Origin of the sequence: Olsenella uli (assembly GCF_901212675.1) — a bacterium.
Lineage (GTDB): Bacteria > Actinomycetota > Coriobacteriia > Coriobacteriales > Atopobiaceae > Parolsenella > Parolsenella uli_B.
In genome coordinates, this window is sequence record NZ_CAAKOQ010000050.1 from 92040 (window position 1) to 111200 (window position 19161).

10 protein-coding genes are annotated in these 19161 nt (G+C 61.9%); all 10 read right to left on the reverse strand.

All coding sequences use genetic code 11. The features are described from left to right. Positions 1–12: 12 nt before the first annotated feature. A complete protein-coding gene (locus EFAMC1_RS08905) occupies positions 13–1602 on the reverse strand; it encodes an AAA family ATPase (protein ID WP_154053925.1) in 1590 nt (529 codons plus the stop codon). A 191-nt stretch (positions 1603–1793) separates the two neighbouring features. Then, positions 1794–3791, reverse strand: coding sequence for a cell wall-binding repeat-containing protein (locus EFAMC1_RS08910; RefSeq protein ID WP_187324636.1), 1998 nt, complete (start codon positions 3789–3791; stop codon positions 1794–1796). Between the two features lie 165 nt (positions 3792–3956). Then, entirely contained in the window at positions 3957–5261 is a 1305-nt protein-coding gene (locus EFAMC1_RS08915) for a glycosyltransferase family 2 protein (protein WP_154053927.1), read from the reverse strand. 95 nt (positions 5262–5356) lie between these two features. Continuing rightward, entirely contained in the window at positions 5357–8380 is a 3024-nt protein-coding gene (locus tag EFAMC1_RS08920; protein WP_222838695.1) for a DUF4422 domain-containing protein, read from the reverse strand. Positions 8381–8559: 179 nt separating this feature from the next. Then, positions 8560–8847, reverse strand: coding sequence for a hypothetical protein (locus tag EFAMC1_RS08925; RefSeq protein ID WP_154053929.1), 288 nt, complete (start codon positions 8845–8847; stop codon positions 8560–8562). A 343-nt stretch (positions 8848–9190) separates the two neighbouring features. After that, positions 9191–10576: an ATP-binding protein gene (locus EFAMC1_RS08930; protein ID WP_154053930.1), complete on the reverse strand. Its 1386-nt coding sequence runs from the start codon at positions 10574–10576 to the stop codon at positions 9191–9193. Positions 10577–11152: 576 nt separating this feature from the next. Beyond that, positions 11153–13195 carry a sulfatase-like hydrolase/transferase gene (locus tag EFAMC1_RS08935; RefSeq protein WP_154053931.1) on the reverse strand — a complete coding sequence of 681 codons (2043 nt, stop codon included), beginning with the start codon at positions 13193–13195 and terminating at the stop codon, positions 11153–11155. Next, positions 13182–15179, reverse strand: coding sequence for a YidC/Oxa1 family membrane protein insertase (locus tag EFAMC1_RS08940; RefSeq protein ID WP_154053932.1), 1998 nt, complete (start codon positions 15177–15179; stop codon positions 13182–13184). Before EFAMC1_RS08940 ends, EFAMC1_RS08935 begins: the two co-directional genes overlap by 14 nt. Positions 15180–15226: 47 nt before the next feature. Next, entirely contained in the window at positions 15227–16828 is a 1602-nt protein-coding gene (locus EFAMC1_RS08945; RefSeq protein WP_261981844.1) for a phosphotransferase, read from the reverse strand. A 299-nt stretch (positions 16829–17127) separates the two neighbouring features. Continuing rightward, positions 17128–19161: sulfatase-like hydrolase/transferase (locus EFAMC1_RS08950; RefSeq protein WP_154053934.1), on the reverse strand; the 2034-nt coding region annotated here is incomplete at its 5' end.

Sequence of the window (19161 nt, forward strand, 5' to 3'; positions counted from 1 at the left end):
CCGCGCCGTGGGCTACGCCCGCTCGATCACGCAGGAGTGCGTCTTGGACTTGGGGTCGTACGCGATGCCGCAGAGCACGACGTCGCCCGAGGCCACGAGGCCGTCGAGCGCGCGGTCGTAGCCCCGCTCCCTAATCTGGGCCAGCGCCGCCTCGGCCGTGTCGCCGTACTTGAGCTCGATGACGACGCCCGGGGTGTCAGCGGGCGAGCTCGCGAGCGGCACGAGCGTGAGGTCGGCGAAGCCCCTGCCGGCGGGCGCCTCCCGCACGAGCCTCCAGCGCCGTATCGCCGAGAAGAACGCGAGGCGCAGCGTCGCGGCAAGGGCGTTCTCGTCGTTGTAGGCGATGACGGACGAGGCGTCCTCGTGGGCGCGCTCCACGCCAGCGGCCACCGCGTCGGCGTCGCCGGCGACAAGCGAGGCGAGCAGGGACTCGGAATCGCGGATGGACCGCGCCACCTCACCCCAGCCCCCGTCGCGCGTGGAGACCGCAAACTCGCCGAACACCTCGCGGTTGGGAACGAACGCCTCCCCCGTCCTCGCGTCATAGCCAAGGTAGCCCAGGTGTACCAGCAGCGTGAGCACGTCGTCCGCGGAGGCGAAGGTGGTCATGTCGTTGGCGTAGGAGCGCGTCTCGATGGGCACGTGAGCGCCACCCACAAGCTCGATGACGCGCGAGCGCAGCCCGTCCATGTCCATGTCGATGTAGCGCTTGAGCGCCTCGTAGGTCTCCGTCTCGGTCCAGTAGCTCTCGAAGATGCCCGAGGTCACGGCCTCGACGACGGACTTTGGGCTGTACTCCTCGTAGCGCGCGCCGCCCGTCCCCTCGAGGCGGTAGCCGTCGTACCAGGCGCGGCACTCGTCAAAGTCGCAGCCCCACTCGGCGCAGAGGCCGCGCACCTCGCCCTCGGTGAACCCCACGAAGGGGGCCATCTGGCGGGGCGACGTCATGGAGAACTCGCTGAACATGTTGAGCGCCGAGTGCGTGCCGTACTTCTTGATGGGCAGGATGCCGGTCATGTAGCAGAGGGCCACGTAGGGCTTGTCCTTGAGCCACGCACGAAGGAAGTCGAGGTAGAGACGCTGCTCGTCGGGGCGACCCTGCTTCTCGCGAATGGGGCAGTCCCACTCGTCTATGACGATGACGAACTGGGTGCCTGTCTGGGCGCAGCAATCTGCCATGGTCATCGGAAGGCCCATGTCGGAGAGGATGTCGAGGTCAGGATATGCACGGGCAAGATCTCTCCCAACGAGGTGGGAAAGCATGTCGACGAGCTTCTCCGCGTCATGCGTCGCCGAGAGGAACTCCTGCATGTTGATGTGGAGCACGTCGTAGCGGTTTCGGTGGGCGTCGAAACTCGGGCTGCTCGCGATCTCGAGCCCCGCGAACTCCGCCGCGCCGTCGACCGTACGGTCGTAGTAGGCGCACACCATGTTGGCCGCCATCGTCTTGCCGAAGCGACGCGGGCGGCTCACGCAGACGCACTTCTGCTCCGTGTTGATGACGGAGTCGAGGTGGCCCAGCAGGCCGCTCTTGTCGACGTAGACCCTCGAGTTTCGCCCCTGGCGAAGCATGGCGGCCCCGGGGTTGAGATAGATGCCCATATGCGCCTCCTAACCAGATAATCGCACTCAATTATACGTGTGGCCCATTTTGCCGTTCTCTATCGCCAGCACCCTCATGGTCCAGCTTTCAATACGAAGGAGGCAGCAGCTCCGAACACTCTCAAATTGGCGAAAAAGGGGCTGGCACATCAAGTGCCAGCCCCCCAAATACTCAGGCCGAAGCCAAGCAGCTAGATGATCTGCTTGATCCAGCTATACATGCTATCCGGCATGACCGTAGTCCCACCAAGCACATAGCCCGTCTTCACTGACTTGTAGTTGCTCTGCAGGAATTTGTCCTTCCCAAGAGCCGTGACACCGTAATCGCCCATATCGGGGTTATTGTTGAGAAGAATGACAGGCGCCGAGGAACGACCGGCAATGGCAGCGCCCGCCAGGGCGTCGACACCCTTGGGAGCAGGGGCTCCGGACGCAAACACAACGGTATCTGTGGACAGCAGACCCTCCTTCACGAAGTATGTAGCGAGTTCGTTGGAGGTGTCATAACCCGTGTTGCCATACTTCCTCACCACGCGGCTAGATCCGAACACGTCCTCGACAGTCGAGGTCGCAACGGCACCATCGCCGCCCGGCACGTAAATCGTCGCCTTGCCCCACGTATCCTTAAGCAGGGAGGTAGCCTCCTTTGTCAGCTTGCGCTGCGAGGAGTTCTTGCCGTAGGTCTGCAGGAAGATGGGGACGTGGTACTTGTAGGCAAACGAGCTGATCGAGAGCGCGTCCTGGAAATTCTGGCTATAGGCAACGATGGCCTTCGAGGTTGCCTTGGGGTCAAGCTTGAGAATCTCCTTGGCGCACACGACACTCGTGTCATACGACTCGTTTCCCGCAATGCGCTTGACCTCGATCTTTGCCGATGTGAGGTCTTCCGCCACCTTCTTTTTGATGGCCGCCTCGCCGCCAATGAGATAGACGGTCTTCACCCCAAGACGTCGCAGCTCATCGAGCGTGGCCTTGGAAAGCGAGTCCCTGTCGGTAAGGAGGATGGGCGCACCCTTGCCACCCTCGAGGACGCCGGCAAGGCCGGTGGCGCTCATGGCATCAGCGAAGTCATCGCCACGCGCAAGGACCGCAGTCGACGAGGAACTAAAGGTCTTCTTGGAGATTGCGGCAGCCGTATCCCATGAATCGTTTCCGGCGATGCGAGAAACGTTCGCAGAACCGCCCATGGAATAGAGGGTCGAGAACGGGAAAAAAATGGAGAAGGCGCTGAAGTCGACACCCTCACCGGTAGAACCTACGCCATTGATGTAATCCGTGCTCGTATACTGCCAGGCCCTCAGGTTGGGGGCAGTGGCATAGTCGTAATTCGCTACCGAGTTGTACTGGGCAATCCAGCTTGCATAGGACCTGATGAAGGACGTGTTGCACACGCCGTTGAGATAGCTCAGGTAAGAGTAGACATGGACGTTCCAATAGCCCTTGCTTTTTAGAGCGCCGACGTATGCCCTGACTATCGAGTCGTAGGTATTTCTACTGGTAGGAGAGTAATGTGGCCTGCCGTCGCTTCCCTTCCAGCTCCACTCCTCGAGGTCAATAAAGAAGGGAATGTCCTTGCCTACACCAAAGCTCTCCATCAGAGTGCAGTTCCAATAGGCTTCGCCCCTGGCCGCATCGGCATTATCGGCATAGCTGAAGGCGTAGATGCCAAACGGCATTCCCGCGTTCTTGCACCCCGAAAGATTGTTCTCAAACTTATCGTCAACGTTACCGGTACCAAAGCCGATTCGAAGGATTGCCGCATCCACACCTGAGGCCTTTGCAGCATTCCAGTCGTTATAGCCATTGTGCTCCGAGACATCGACGACCCTGAGCGCCTGGTCAAGAAAGACGTTTCCGTTTCCCTCCGTCAGCACCTTCGGGCCCCTGCCCGAAGAGCTCCAGGATGGGGCCGCCTTAAGGGTATATGCAGAAATACCATCATTCTCAGCAGCAGACATGACCTTAGGATCGGGCATACCAGAGAGGTACTTCTCGCCAAACTGAACGAACTCGTCATACGCCGTATTCTCGTTCAGCTGATTGTACGGAATAGCATCGGGGGAGCTAGCAACGACATCGTTGTCGGCATTGCCCTCTGCAAGTGCGGGCTTGCTATTCCCGATTAGGCCAGACGTGGCCGCAACCGCAGAAACCGCGAGGAACGTCCTGCGGGAGATATCCTTCTTCATTTCAGCTCCAATTGTTTCACCAGATCCCATGCGCTTGTCAGACTACCAAGAAAACCTGATTGGGTCAGTGCGCATGAGCAAATCGCCCTCAGGTCGACACGATGTGTTGCGAAACAACAAGAGACACTAAAATACTACGGCTCCGAGCATCTATAGACAATGCATCTACTTAATAACTCCGTCTCGGTGAAACTTGTTGAACAGCTTGCGCATAATATGAGAAACCACGTCCGCATGATTGACCATATGTCCAGAGGTACATACGGTTGACCGTGCTTTATCGTAGTCATTGTCTGCAATTATCTGACGCATCTCTTCGGAGCGTCGCTTTAAATCGTCTATGTGACCCCATGCCTGATCGTGAAAATGTTTACTAGCCTCATCTGTAAAATTGTTGCCACAGAGTTCCCCCGCTAGAGCAAGCCATGAAAGATACGGGGCCCCAGTATTGAATTCAATCCCGTTTGCCCAGTCCTCATAAGCCTTGTCTCTAGCTAGGCGACAAAGCTCGGAAGCCACTCTGGCATTTCCGACAAGTTTGGCAGTCTCTCGCGCAGCCTCTTCCTTGCATTCGTCTGATACATCCGTAAGCCACTTGCCCATTACGGCCATAAAATGATAGGAATCAAGAGTCTGGATGTAGGGGGACAGGTCTATAGATACGTAAGCATTCACGTACTCCTTTGCAGCACCAACAAGCCTCATCCAATCCTCTACCCTTGCAATAAACTCTTGTGCCGAGAGTCGCTTTTGTGCCGTAATGCCTCTCCCGAGGCAATAACGATAGGCAACAATATCGTTTCTGAAGTGCTCTTCTCTCGTCAAGCTCCCCACAACAAGCAGCTCGTAGGCATCTTCCCCATACACAAGCCTCTCGTTCGTCATGAGACGGAATGCTTCCTGCAACAACTCTGTTTTGCACACGCGTCTGAGAATGCCCCAATCTTGACGATTGAGATTGACCTCCCCTAGCAAAAAGGACGAATCGAGGATTGCCTTGGGGCCCACCAGGCTCTTATGCTCGGAATTAACCAGAGCAAGTAAATCATCGCGAGCCTTCAATGACATACTGCTGTGGGGATCAGAGAGCATGGTCCCAAAATGAAGCATATCGACCGGTCGGGACTCCAGCTCTTTATCAAGCAATCTAAGGGTCCCAGGACATATCTCATCATCGGAATCGAATAGAATCGTATAAATACCGCGCGATTGACTCACCCCAAGGGCACGTGCATTATGAGTCCCCACGTTCTCCTCAGATATGACAGGTATGATTCTCGAATCTTCCCGTGCTGCCCTCTGCAGAAGCTCTGCTGTTTCATCCGGACTTCCATCATCAACAATAATGAGTTCCCAGTCAGAATAATCTTGCGTTCTTACGCTTGAAATAAAGGAGGGGAGATAAGCTGCAGTCTTATAAGCAGGCGCAACAATTGAAAAACGAGGCCTCACTTTAGGGCCTTCAAACACGGTAGGCTCCCTTTCCGCAAGCGGCTGCCAGGGGCTTTACTACTAGCCCCTGGCAAATATCGAAGAACACTCAACGAAACCATCTTCGCTGTTGCTTACTCCAACCCCCGCACGCTACGGCCGATGGCCTTGAACACCTCACGGCGCTTGGTGCCGTAGGGCATGAGCGGGTCGACGAACATACGGATGGGGTTCTTGGGCGAGATGGCCTTGGGCGGGCGAGGCCTCTCGAGCCTCTGCTGCGCGCCCGAGCCCTGCCCATAGAGCTTGCCCAGCAGCTCCTCGTAGAACGGAGTCTCGCGCGCGTAGTGCCAGTAGAACTCGGACCAATCGCAGCCAAAGGTGTTCCACGGCTTCTCGAAGCCCGCGTAGTGGCGGATCTTGGGATGGCTCCTCGCGGCGAGGTAGTCGTTGAACAGCTGCGCCGGCGCCCAGGAGAAGACGTTGCCCACGCGGCAGCCGCAGTCGTGCATGACGTTCCACGACGGGTCGAGGAAGCGAACGCGCCCCTCGCAGTGAGCGTTGAGCACGTCCTGGTCGTCGTAGATGAACTCGGGTACGCTCGCATACTCCAGCCACTGCTTGGTAGTATAGGCCTCGCGCATCGCCCGCGTGTTGAGCAGGAGCACCCCCGCCTGGAAGTAGTCGTAGGGGTTCTTCATCTTAAGCACGCGGTTGGTGTAGTTGATGCGCGTGTGGTCCGGCATGTTGAGGTTGCCGGCATAGTCCACGTCGCGCACGGCGGCCAACAGGCTGTCACCCAACTCCGTGTCGAAGAGCTCGGCCACGTCACCCTCGATGATAAGGTCGGAGTCGAGGTAGAGCACCTTGTCATAGTAGGGCATAACGCGTTGCACGAGGAAGCGGTAGTACGTCTCCACGCTGATGTGCTCGTTGCTCGTCTTGAGGTCGTACTCGCCGATGATGCCCGAGACGTCATGGAAGCGCAGCCACACGTTATCGAGGCGACCCACAAGGCAGCGGCGCATCTGGTCCTGGTGCTCGCCGGAGATGTTGCTCGTAAGGACCACGATGTCATAGAAGCGCTCGGGGCAAGCGTTGTCGAGCATGGAGCGGATGGTCGTGGCGACCATGGGCGTGTAGGCATCGTCGGCGGCAAAGACCACGGGCACGAGCTTTCTGCCCTTGGCCTCGCGCAGGGGCGGCTCGAGCACGTCGACGTGCCTGTCGGGCTGCTCGAAGTGCACGCACTGTACCTGCTTGGTGCGCCAGTTGGCACCCGTGCGCAGCTGATGGTTGAGGTAGATGTTGAAGAGGCGCTCGGAGAGGTGGCCCGGGGTGCGCACGGCCTCCACGCTGTAGGTGGAGAAGTCCGTCTCGTCAACGAAGCGGGCGAGGATTGGGAACAGCCAGGCGCAGTAGTCGCGGAAAATCTCCTTGCGCATGATGAACATGTTGCAGAAGCACGAGCGGTTGCCGTTGAGGAAGGCGTCGGCATCCTGAGCGTAGTCGGGATGCATGTCCTTGAGGATGGCAATGACGTGCTCGAGGTCCTTGAAGTGGAGCTTCTTTGCGGCCTTGTACTGCTTGAGCGGGGTGTTGTCATCGCCGGGGAATTCGCGCAGGTCCTTGACCTCGGTCGTTATGACGTCATAGCCCTCGACGGCCTTGGTGATGGTGGCATCGTCGAGGCCATAGCGGGCCTGCGAGGCGGCATCGATGCGACCGTCGATGATCTCGCCCCACTCGTTCTCCTCGCGGCGCTCCTCGGCAAAGTCGAAGTAGCGGCGATAGTGGCAGAAGCCGTAGTAATCTGCCTCGACGTTCTTCCATGCCCAGTACTGCGTGGTGAGCTCGCAGTACATGGGGTTCTGCGCGGAGATGTTCTCGCCGTCGTCGTCATGGAGCGCCCAGTCGTACGTCCGCTCGCGCAGGGCACAGCCCACCTGCACCGGCTGCAGGATGTCACTCTCGAAGAGGTCGACGTCCTTGTGGGTGGAGACGAAGATGCGGATGGGGGGCTGCGGCTTCTTGGCCTTGACGCGCTGGGCGAGGTTCCTGAGGTGGCTCTCCGCCACATCGGAATACGAGAGGTACTCGTCCGTCAGGCCCGCGTCGCTTGCGGCGAGCTCCTTGGCGAGACGATGCCACACCAGGAAAACCTCCTTGCCCGTAAGCCGCCTCTCGGCAAGCAGGGCCTCGTAGGCCTTGTCACGCACGAAGCGCATGAGCTGGGTCGCCACGAGCGAACCGCCCGCGATGTCGGCAAGATTGCGTATGGTGGCGGACTTGTCGTCATCAGAGACTCGGTCGTACCAGTCGTTTGCCATGGAGAAGACCAGGCGGCGCTCAAAGGCTCGGGCACTCTCGAGACACACCTCGTCGCCCATCGCCCTGGCATGTGCCTTGGCAGCCTCGGAGCAATCGTGCATCTCGCGCGAATGGGCTAGGAAAATCTCGGGCGAAAGGCTGGAGTCACGCGTAACGCCACGGCCAATGAAGTAGCGATAGCCCTTTATGTCGTTTCTCGTGACCTCGCCGTCGGAAAGGCTTGCGAGCACAAACGTCTCGTAGCCATCCTCGGCCCTGCCAAGGCGGGTATCCGCCATCTCGGCAAAGGCCTTCTGGACGAGCCCGCGCGTAAACACGCGGTGGTCCACATTCCAGTCCTTGCCATATTCGGAGTCGCTGGAGAATATGGCCTCCATGAGGCCATCGCGATCGAGCCGAGGGGCGTCCACATTGGCCCACGCCTCGAAGGAGCGAGCTATCTCATCGGATACGCCCTCCCCCTCGCAGGTGAGACCAAAGTGGAGGATTGAGTTGCCCCCCAGCGGCAGGGCCTTGCTGAGCAGCTCGAGTGTATCCGGGGCAAGCTCGTCGTCCGCGTCAAGGAACGTCACGAAGTCACCCTCGCAAAGCTCGACCCCGGACTTGCGGGCAAGGTGCGGTCCCCCGTTCACCGTCTTGTCGAGCACCCTGAAGCGGCCATCCTGCCCCGCATATATCTGCGCAATGGAGAGACTGTCATCAGGGCTCGCATCGATGACGACGATGGCCTCCCAGTCCTCGAACGTCTGCGACTTGAGGCTGTCGAGGCACTGTGGCAGGTAGGCGGCATTGTCATAGGCGGGAATGACGATGGAGAATCGAGGCACGTGTTCCTCCCAAATCGGCTCAGTGTTCTGAACGAGGATATCACCGTTTTCCATAGCCCCAGATAATCCCCCCGAAAAAAGGGGGCTCCACGAACGGGGTCACCAATTGATGCGTGCATCAGGTCCGCCGACTTGCAATCGAGCCTTACGGCACAATCGCCCTCACGAACAGAATCCTCTTAAGCACGAGCGCACGCTGCATAGACAATAAACGGCATCACCGTGCGCCAGAATAGGTAACCGCCATTCATGCCAGTAATGAGTAGCGCATACCAGAAGAAGACCATGTGCATGAGGTACACGCCAAAGCTGCCGCCCGCCAAAGTCGAGAGGATCTTGGCCCTCCGCTGGGTCGAGAACACCCGCTCCCACCGCACCTGCTTGGCAAAGACGAACACCGACACCGACATGGAGAGAGAAGAAGGGCAGGAAGTCCACAGAGCAACGGAGAACAACACGTTGACCACCGGCGTGCCCTTAAAGAAGTCATGGACTGACCCCACACCAGGAGGATGGCAGCAGACGAGGCAACATCGCCATAGAAGCCGCCCTGGGAGACGGTCGCCACCGCTAGGTGCACGAGAGCCGGTACACAGCAGGAAGAAATGGCCCCTTCGCAGGCGAAGGACCGCCACCACCCACACGTCCCATCGCACGCCCTCAGAATGCCCAGTCTTATCGACACCTGCGCGTTGTTAAACGACTCCGTCTCACACGGGCTGCTCCCACCACACCATACGGCAACAACGACCGACGGCCGAATCGGCAACCAGCCGTATCAAATCAAAATGAGACCGGTTTGCCGCATGGCTATTCGAACAGCCTCGACAGGCCGATGAACACCTGGTTGGCCTCGGGCGCACAATCGAAGCCGGAGCGCGAGAAGAAGCCATACTTGTAGCAAGAAAGCCCAGCTTGCTCAACCTGTGCGATCTCCTCGCTCACCATCTGTCTGCTCACGGGAGTCCTTCTGAACTTACACTCATAGAACGCGTAGCCCCTCGAGTCGTGCGTCACCACATCGAACTCGCCGTTCTTGTGGGCCACGGGATCATCGTATGAGTACCGGCCAATAAGGTCGAAAGGCTCTTCCAGCATCCCCGCGCGATTCTGGCGAACAAGATACTGTCGGCACACTTCCTCGAAGGCGACAGGCACATAGCGATGCTCGAAGTCGTCGGCTACAAAGCGGTCAAAAAAGGCCTCCGGGTTCATCACGCTCAGCTGCGAGGCATAGCGAAACACATAGCGGTAATAGAACAGGGAGAGACCATCGACGATCCTATACGCCACACGGCGACGATTCCCGGGGTCGTTGATGGGCACCTGCTTCTGAACGAGCTCCATGCGGATAAGCTTGTCGAGGACATCAACCATAGTGGGACCGCTCGACACATGAGACTGGGCAAGGATGTCCTTGTACCTTGAATAGCCCTGAGAAAGCGCGCCAAAGACCTCGTTTGCATTCGAGATCTTTGATATTTCCGATCCAAGGTAGAGAGACACCTCGTTCTCGAGGCGAGCCCCCTGGGAGGCAATGAGCTCAATGACGTTCTCGCGCACGGACAGACCGGAGTCGATGAGGCGATTGTAGTAGGGAATGCCGCCGAAGACGCTGAAGAGCCGCACACGGTCTTCCTCGGAGAACGAGGGGTAGAAGAGGGCTGAGTCGTAGTAGTCCATGGGCTTAAGGTCGACAGTAACATCCACGCGACCATAGAGCGGATTCGAGCGCCCGAGCAGTAACCGCATGACATCTACGAATGAACCACAGAGGACAAGGTGCATCCGTGAGGTATCTCTGTGACGGTCAATAAGGGACTGAAGAATGCTATCGAGCCCCCTCACCCCTTGCCGCAGATAGGGATACTCATCAAGAACCAATGTGACCGGCTGTCCGGCCGCGCTCCTGAACAGGAACTCGAGGAGTCCCTCCATGGAACCGAAGGCCAGAGGCGGCATGCCGAGCTGCTGGGAGACGAGGGCAGACAGGCTCTCGACATTGTCCATCTCGGAAGTCTGCCTGCATTCGTAATAGAGCGTGAGCCCGTCTGCCGGAACCTCGCGAAGACACTGCTTGATTAGCTCACTCTCCCCCACACGACGCCTGCCGTAGACGAGAATCGTGCGCCCGCCCTCTTCTGCCAGCGCACGCCGTATTCGCCTTCTTTCCTCCGTGCGTCCGATGAACTCCATCAGCTCGGTTCCCTCCGACTCGGTTTTGTCCGAGCTAAGTATACTGCGGAGACAGCTAGGAGAGGCATGCACCGTTGAATACCACACTGGGGGCATCGCACAACACGGTCCGGAGCTCAAGCCATGAGGCCCACCCACATTGCCGTGCGGATGGACCCATCATTAACCAGCATATACATACACGTTGTGGTTGTGATAACCATGCCTCTCCAGCGCATTGAAGAAAGCCCGGGCGATGGCCTCGTACGGACGGATTCTAGTGAACGTCGCAACGCCCTTGATCGGAAAGGGCGCTTGCGATGGGCTGCGAATTCGACGGGGCCGTCTACGGGAAGCCGAGGGAGATGCAGGAGGCGCGTAGGACAAACAAACGAGCACGAACGACTCGTTGGACACCAGCCCTGCTCCCACTTGCACAAATCCCGGCCGTAACATGCGAAACCGCCACGAGCCGCACTTGATTGCGCGTTTCGTGGCGGTTTTGCACAAGTCTGGGTATGGGACGCATGGTGAGGAACCGGGCAGCGACCAACGATGGCGCATCGCGGCTCCGGAACCTCGCAACGTACGACGGGCCTAGTCGACCATCGGCCAGAACCTGCCGGTTAAGGTCCAGCTGGAGAAGTCGAGCGCATGGCCATCGACCTTGTACTCCCACTCACCCAGATCGGCATGGGCGCTGTCCGGGGTCTGGTCCTGCTCGTTGTTGTAGAAGTAGCGAACGCGCGGCTCGTCGCCGACCTCGAATACCGTCGGCTCCTGCACGTTCAAGCCCACAGCCTCGCGAATCGTTGCGGCATAGTCCATGTGACCAGTGGGCACATCGGAGACTTGGCATGGCATCTCGGCACCAGCGCCCGCAGGCTTCACCAGCAGGATGGGACTCACCGGCTGCTTGAGCTTGGCGCTCCAGTCATAGTCACCGTGATCGGCCGTGATGACGATGGTTGAGTTGTCATATACCCCGAGCTCCTTGAGCTGGCGCAGATACTCGGACACGATCTTGAACGCGCCGGCGCCCTGGCGATACTTGTCCGTGCTCTCCTCGGACACCCGCTGGGCGTTCTCGTCCAACGTGTACGGGGCATGGTCTCCCATGAGATGGATGAAGCGGAATGCGCCGCGCTCCCCCTCCGCCACCGTGGAAAGCCCTTCTTCGCTCAGCCTGTCGAAGTATGCCGCGTCGTCAGTCACGTAGGCCGTACCGGCATCGTTGGCGCCGTCCCGCATGATGACCGCGCGATTGAGGTCGTCCGTGTAGTAGCGAAGCGACGGCTTGATGGCCCACGGCATATTGCGGTACAGGGCGCACTGGACAAGCTGCTCAATCGTTGTCAGGGGGTTCGTCCGGATGTTCTTGAGCCCATGGATGTTCTCGGCCCGTCCCTGCAGGGCCGTTGCGCTCACGGAGTCAGAGTAGATCCCCACGCTATAGCCTTGGTCGCCAATGTCGTCGACCAGGTTCCGCTCCTGGAACCACGTGCCCACCGTCGACCTGGTGATAACATCTTTGCTCGTGTCGAGCATCCGGCCGGTGACGAGGGTGGGGATGCCAAACCTCGTCGGAATCATCTCGCCCACCGAGTTCCTGAACCACGTAAAGCCGCCAAGCTCATCGAGGACGTCGGGGTACTGCTCGACGACCTTCTCAAGGGTCTGGGTGTCGTAGAAATCCAAGACCAGCACGATGACATTGGACTTTGACGACACGGAGTACAGACCGTCGTTGGTCACATAGGGCCGGTCGAATTCGGAGGCGTTCGCAAAGATGGCCGTGCCCAGACTCACAGCAGAGGTGAGGACGAGCAGGAAGCTCGTGACGACGCTGACGCCCTTGGAGGCGGAGGGCTTCTTGATGGCGAGGAGGACCGAGACGACGATGATCGCGAGCCAGGCCGCGGCCGACCCGAGGGTGATCTTGGTGTAGTCATCCCACGCCACGGGCTGGCCGTCGGCGGCGGGCAGGCCGGCGTTCAGGAAGAGGGCCTGCACGAGCTCGGCGAGCGCCAGCGCCACGAGGACGGCAAGCGCCACGTCAAAGGCGCGGCCCTTGAGCGCGGAGACGACCAGCGCCACCACGAGCGCCACCACCACGGCGGCCACGGCAAGCGACGCCCACACGTTCGCCGGCGAGAAGGACAGGCCGCTCGCGTTGGTGGCCACGATCTCGAGCGGGGCGGACACGATGGTCATGAAGCTCAACGTGACGCTCGCGAGCAGAGCCAACGCAAGGCGCGCGCCCCAGGGCAGGTGCTGGGGCTGCTCGACGCCCTGGCGGCTGCGCTCGTCGCGGGCCGCGTCGTCGGCCTTCGAGAGCTGGCCACGGCGCTGGGCGTCGTCGCCCGAGATGAGCGACACATCGCCCTCGACCACCTTGCCAGCGTTCTCGTCGATGCGGAGCGCCCGCAAAAGCCAGCGCCGCGCGCGCCTCCACACCACGCCGAGCACCGCCGAGAGTGCCACGGCCACGCCGGCGAGCGCCTGGATGGTGTAGGTCATGACCGAGGGGTCCACGTAGGCGGCGGCCGGCTCGGCGAGCGCGAGCCACGCCCCACCCACAATCACGACCACCGAGGCCACGTCAAAGGCCGAAACCAGCAGATACTTAGCGCGCCTCATGGGCAACACCACCTTTCTTGCTCCCGTCGTTCGTATCGTCCACCTCGTCGTCGGCGGCGCCAGCCGGGCCGCCCGTCGGGGCCGCACCGCCCTCTCGACGCGCCTGCTGCGCGAGCATGGTGTCCAGCAGGAACCTGCCCGCAACCTCGCCGCCATGCCCCAGGTTGAAGATCGTGCGCTCGCGGACCTCCCTCAGCCGTTCGTGCCAGTCGACCTGGTGGTCGAGCAGCCCCTGCACCACGTCCGCGAGGCCGGCCAGGTCAGCCACCTCCACCTCTCGCCCCAGCTCGCGCCTGAGCGAGATGTCCGTGGGCTCGATGCCCACCTTCTGCCAATCGGGGTTGGCCACGCGCATCGGCGTGTTGATAAGGATGCTGGGTTTGAGTGTCGCGAACGAGAACTCCAGGTAGATGGACGACCAGTCGGTGATGATGGTGTCGGCGTCGTAGATGGACTCGTTGGAGCTGAAGTCCTGGTCGAGGACCAGCCGGTCCGTGGGCGTGCCCTCGTACTGCGCGCAGAGCGCCTCCCAGCGTGGGCGGTAGCGCTTGAGGTACTCGGGATGCGGGCGCACGATGACGCGGAACCCACCCGCAAGCAGTGGGTCGATGGTCTCGCGCCCGCAGAAGTCGAGCAGGTTGTCCTTCTGCCACGACGGCGCGATGAGCACGACGGGCCGCTCGTGCACGGGTTTCTCGCGCGCGGCGTACTCGGCGATCTGGCGATCGAGCAGGTCGTAGCCGCACTCCACCATCTGCTTTGCTGGCAGGTCTCGCATCTGCTCGATACGGCGGATCTCGCGGATCTGGTGGGGGCCCACCGAGAGCATGGCGTCGTAGTGGTCGTAGGAGCGCTCGCTCGTGGTGAGGTGCATGCTCGTCATGTGGTGCGGCATGTGGACGTACTTCACGTCCTTGCGCACGTAGGAGCGCTTGATGTAGTAGTTGTCCAGGTCATCGAGGGTGAGCACCACCACGTCGGCGTCCATCTTCATCATGAGCGTAATGGCGCGCTTCTCGCCGATGTAGTACGGCATGATGCGCGGCTCGTCCTTGGCCAGCTCGAAGATGTTGTCCTTGGGGTCGTTGGTGACGTAGTGGATGCGCGCGGTGGAGTTGGCAAGCAGCCACTCGATGGCGCCCTGGAAGTACTTGTAGTAGCCGCTGCGCTCCGAGTAGAACACGATGTGCTTGTTCACGGTGCCAAAGAAGCGCCGGTAGTCGGCGCGCTCGCGCCGGGCGAGCGGGTTGGGCTTCCACCAGGGGCCCTTGTCGGCGGAGAGCGCGTTGAGCTCGTCGAGCTCGGCCTTGCTGGCGGCGAGCTCCTGGTAGTCCACGTACTTCTCGGGCCGCACGATGACGTTGCAGAGCACCTGCACGAGGATGGAGAGCAGGTTGGAGCAGATCCAGTAGAACGCCATGCCGGCGGCCACGTAGATGCCCAGCACGAACGAGAGCGCCACCGACAGGCCGTTGGTGGTGTTCTTCTCGAGGCGCGTCTGTTCCTTCTGGAGCGGGTTGATGCGGTTCTGTGCCTCTCCCATGACCACGGCCGAGAGCGCGGCCAGCACGGGCATGATCCATGCGAGGCCCCCGTCCTCCACGGGCACGAGGCCCAGAAACTCGGTGCCGGGCGCGCCGTGGTCGGTGACGCCGTGGATGACCTCCACGAGGCCGAACAGGATGACCACCTGCACCGCAAGCGGGATGAGCGAGAGCATGGGGTGGTAGTGGTACTCCTTGTTGAGCTTGGCCTGCTTCTCGCCGATGGTCTCCTGGTCGCCAAAGTACGTGACCTTGATGCGGTTGAGCGCGGGCATCATGCGCACCATGACGATGCTGTTGTACTGGCACCACAGCGACAGCGGCATGAGCACGACTTTGACGATGAGGGTGAACAAGAGAATCGATGCCCACCAGTTGCCGGTGAGAGCGTAGCAGGGCTCCATCACCTGCGTGAAGAGCCGTGCGAGAACGTCGAGCATGCGGGAACTCCTTCTGGGTTTCGTGTGGGGACGTGCGGGGCGCGTACCTAGGCGACCGCCTTCGCCGACTTGGCCTTTGCGGTTGCCCGGCCAGTGTCTGCGCCCTCATAGAGCGCGAGCGTGCGGTCGAGGTAGTCGAGCGCGTAGCGGTGGTAGATGCCGAGCCACTCGCCCACGCAGTCGCCCTCCGCCTCCTTGAGCAGCGCCCACAGGTACCAGCACCAGCCCGCGAGCTGGATGTGTGCCAGGTTGTGACGCAGCTCGGCATGGGTGGGCGTGCGGCCAAAGTAGTCCGCGAGCGCCCGCTCCGCCTCGTCCTCGTCCAGTTGGCAGCACACGCAGAACGTGCCGAAGTCGTTGGCATAGTCGCTCATGCCCGCGTACTCCCAGTCGATGAGGTGGTAGGCCCCGTCGGTGCCGATGAGGAAGTTGAGCGAGAAGAAGTCGTTGTGGCAGAGGCAGGTGGGCGCGTCGTCGGCGCGCACGAGGGCCTCGAGCCGCTCGACCTTGGCGGCCGTCTCCTCAAAGCCCGCGGCCGAGATGGGCCCGTGCTCGCGCAGCAGCCGCTCGTAGCGCTTGGCCTCCTGGTAGAAGTCGAACCTGCGCTCCACCGTGGCACCCATCTCGTGCAGGGTTCGCGCCATCTGCATGGCGCGGCGAACCTGCTCGGGGTCGTGCGCGTCGAGGTTCTTGCAGCCTGGCAGGTAGCGACTGATCTTCCAGCCGCGCGCGGCATCGCCGTCCATGAAGGTCCTGTCGAGCCCCAGGTCAGAGGCCGCGCGCTGGGCCACCAGCTCTGCCGAGCGGTCGATGAGCAGCTCGGTGCCCACGCCGGGGTGGCGGTAGACGTACTCGCCGTCCGCCGTGGAGAAGTGGCAGGAGAGGTTGGTGAGCCCCTGCTTGAGCGGGTAGACGTCGTGGATCTCGTCGCGCGAGCAGCCGAGCGTGCGTGTGATGTTGTCGAAGACCTCGGAGTCCATGCTGTCGAGGAACAGCGGGTCGAACGCACGGAGCTCGTCGAGGGAGTCGAACTCGTTGATCACGCCGGAGGGATAGGGGCGCACACGCATGTCGAGCTCTTCCACGTGCTCGATGTAGAGGTCCTCCCAGAGCTTGTCGGCGGTCTGGGGCAGGTCGTACTCACACTCCAGGATGCTCACGAAGCGCGTGGAGAACGAGCGGTCGAAGTAGACGTGGCCAAGCATGTACCAGGCGTCATGACCACCCACGGTGGCAGCGGTGATGCGCCCCTCGCCGTTGGTGGAGAGGCACCACTCCCTCGTGGGGCCCTCGGCGTACTGAGCGGCATAGTAGGCGCGCCAGACGTAGGGCTCGAAGACGTTCTCGGTGAAGTAATCGTCACTCGAGCACACGTAGGTGTTGGAGAGGCGGTCCCGCACGAGCCACAGCGAGGAGTTGTTGTTGCGAGAGGCATACTCGTCGTTGACGACGAGGCGCACGCCGTACTTCTCGGCCAGGTAGAGGAACTGCTCCTTCTTGTAGCCGAGGACGATGGTTATGTCGGAGATTCCCGCCTCGCGGAGCTGGCGGATCTGGCGCTCGACGAGCACCTCGCCGCGTACCCTGATCAGGCCCTTGGGGCGCTCGTAGGACACAGGCGCAAAGCGCGAGGAGAGGCCGGCCGCCATGATGATGGCGTTGTCGACGCGGTGGGGCGCGAGGGCCGCGCGGCCGGCTGCGGTGACGCGGCCGTCGGCGAGCAGGCCGAGCCCGGTGAGCTCGCGGCGGGCGGCGTTGACGCTTCCCAGCGACAGGTTGCGGCGGCGCGCAGTGCCGCGCTGGCTCGTCTTGGGGTGCTCGAGCAGGTCAAAGAGAACCTCGAACTGCTTCTTCGTGAGGTCTATGATGGTCTCCTTACCAGAAGCTTACACATTTCTGATAAGGACTTTATACTTTCCCGCGCTTACGCACACCTGACATATGCCTCTTATCGGCCAACGGACGCTGTGCTGCGTGACGCTTGCCCGGCATATGTGACAGGTGCCCGTGCGGGGTCACGCGGCCAACGCAACGCCCCCGAGCGGGCACCCCCCCCCCGCCAGGTTTCGCTACTCCTTAGGACGTCACCCTCGCGGTAGCCCTGCATGTCGACGGGCCACGAGCGGCCGGTCTCGCGCCAGTTCGAGAAGTCGAGGGCGTCGCCGTCTATCTGCCACTCGATGATGCTGTGGTCGATCTTGCCGTCGTGGTCGGTCCAGTAGAAGGTGCGCTCGCGCGGCGCGTCCGGCACGTCAAAGACCGTGGGGCCCTGCGCCTCGGCGCCCAGGGCCTCGCGGATGGTGGCCGGCAGGTCGAGGTGCCCGGTGGGAGCCTCGGAGACCTGCATGGGCACGCTCGTGTCAGCGCCGGCGGGCTTCACGAGCATAAGCGGGCTCGTCGCCTTGGGCAGGCGCCGGTTGCCCCAGGGCCACACGCCGTGGTCGGCCGTGACGACGAGCGTGGTCTGGTCGTAGACGCCCAGGTCCTTGAGCTGCTGGATGTACTCGTCCACCAGCCTGAGCGAGCCCATGCTCTGGCGGATCATCGAGTCCTCGTCCTGGGGAAGCTTCTCGGTGTTGGCGTTCTCGTCCATGAGGTAGGGGCTGTGCGAGCCCATGAGGTGGATGACGCGGTACGAGCCCGCGGCGGCCCCGTCGGTTGCGGTGAGGTGCTGGGTGTCGAGCACACGGCGGTAGTTAGGGTCGTCCACGGCGTAGGGGGTCTCGTCGGCCGCGCGCTCCCCGCGGGGCACCACGGCCTCGTTGAGCTGGTCGGTCGTGAACCAGAACAGGGGCTTGAGCACCCAGGGCAGGTCTCGGTAGAGGCCCGTGGCGCCCAGGACGCGCAGGCACGAGACGGGGTTCGCGAGATAGGGCGAGACGGCGCGGACGTTCATGGTCTTGCCCGCCAGTGACTCCAGGCCGGGCGCCACCGTGTCGGAGTAGACGCCCACGGAGTAGCCCTGGCGCGCCGCGTCATCGAGCAGGTTGTCCCCGGCAAACCAGCCGGTGACCTCCTCGGTGTCAAAGACGGGCCGGTTGGGGTCGAGCTCGTGGCCAGTCACGAGGAAGGGAACACCGTAGCGCGTGGGGATCATGGAACCCACCGAGTTGTGGAAGTAGGTGAACCCACCCAGCGCCTGCGTGGCGTCTGGGTAGCGGTCGATCACCTGGTCCATGTAGCGCGTGTCGAAGGTGTCGAGCACAAAGACGATGACGTTGGACTTGGGCGAGACCTCGGTGAGGCCCTGCTCGGTGGCGACGGGGCGGGCGATGTCGGCCGCCTTGTGCGAGACGAGCATGGCGAGGCCCGCGCCCTGGGCGGTCACGAGGACGATGGCCGCGAGCACGGTGACGACGCGCGTGGCAACGGGGCGGAGCGCCGAGACGAGCGCGAGCACAGCGAGGACGGCCAGCCACACGGCGCCGGAGGTGGCCATCTGCTCGCCGAACTTCTCCCAGGCCACGGGCGTGCCGTCCGCGAGGGGAAGGCCCTGGTTGAGCGAGATCTCCTGCACGAGGGCGCAGATGCCCGCAGCCGCGACGAGGGCAAGCAGGACGTCGAAGGCCCGGCCGCGCACGGCCGAGAGCGCGAGGGCCGCAACCGTGCCGATGGCGAGGGCCATGACAAGGAGTGGCAGCCACACGTTGGTGACGTTGAAGACGAGGCTGCCCGAGCCCGCGACGACGACCTCGAGCGGCGCCACCACAATGAGGGTGAGCGAGAGGGTGAGGCAGGCGACGAGGGCGAGGGCGAGGCGCTCGCGCCAGGCGAGCGGGCGGTGGTAGCGGATGCCCTGGGCGAGGCGCTCGACCTTGGCTTGGGAGGCGGCGGTCTCGAGGGCCTGTGCGCGGGCGGCGGGGTCTGCGGAGAGCTTCTCGACGGCGGGCTCGGTGACCTTGCCGGCGTTCTCGTCGATGCGGAGGGCCCTGAGCAGCCAGCGCCTGGCCCTCCTCCACACCACGCCGAGCACCGCCGAGAG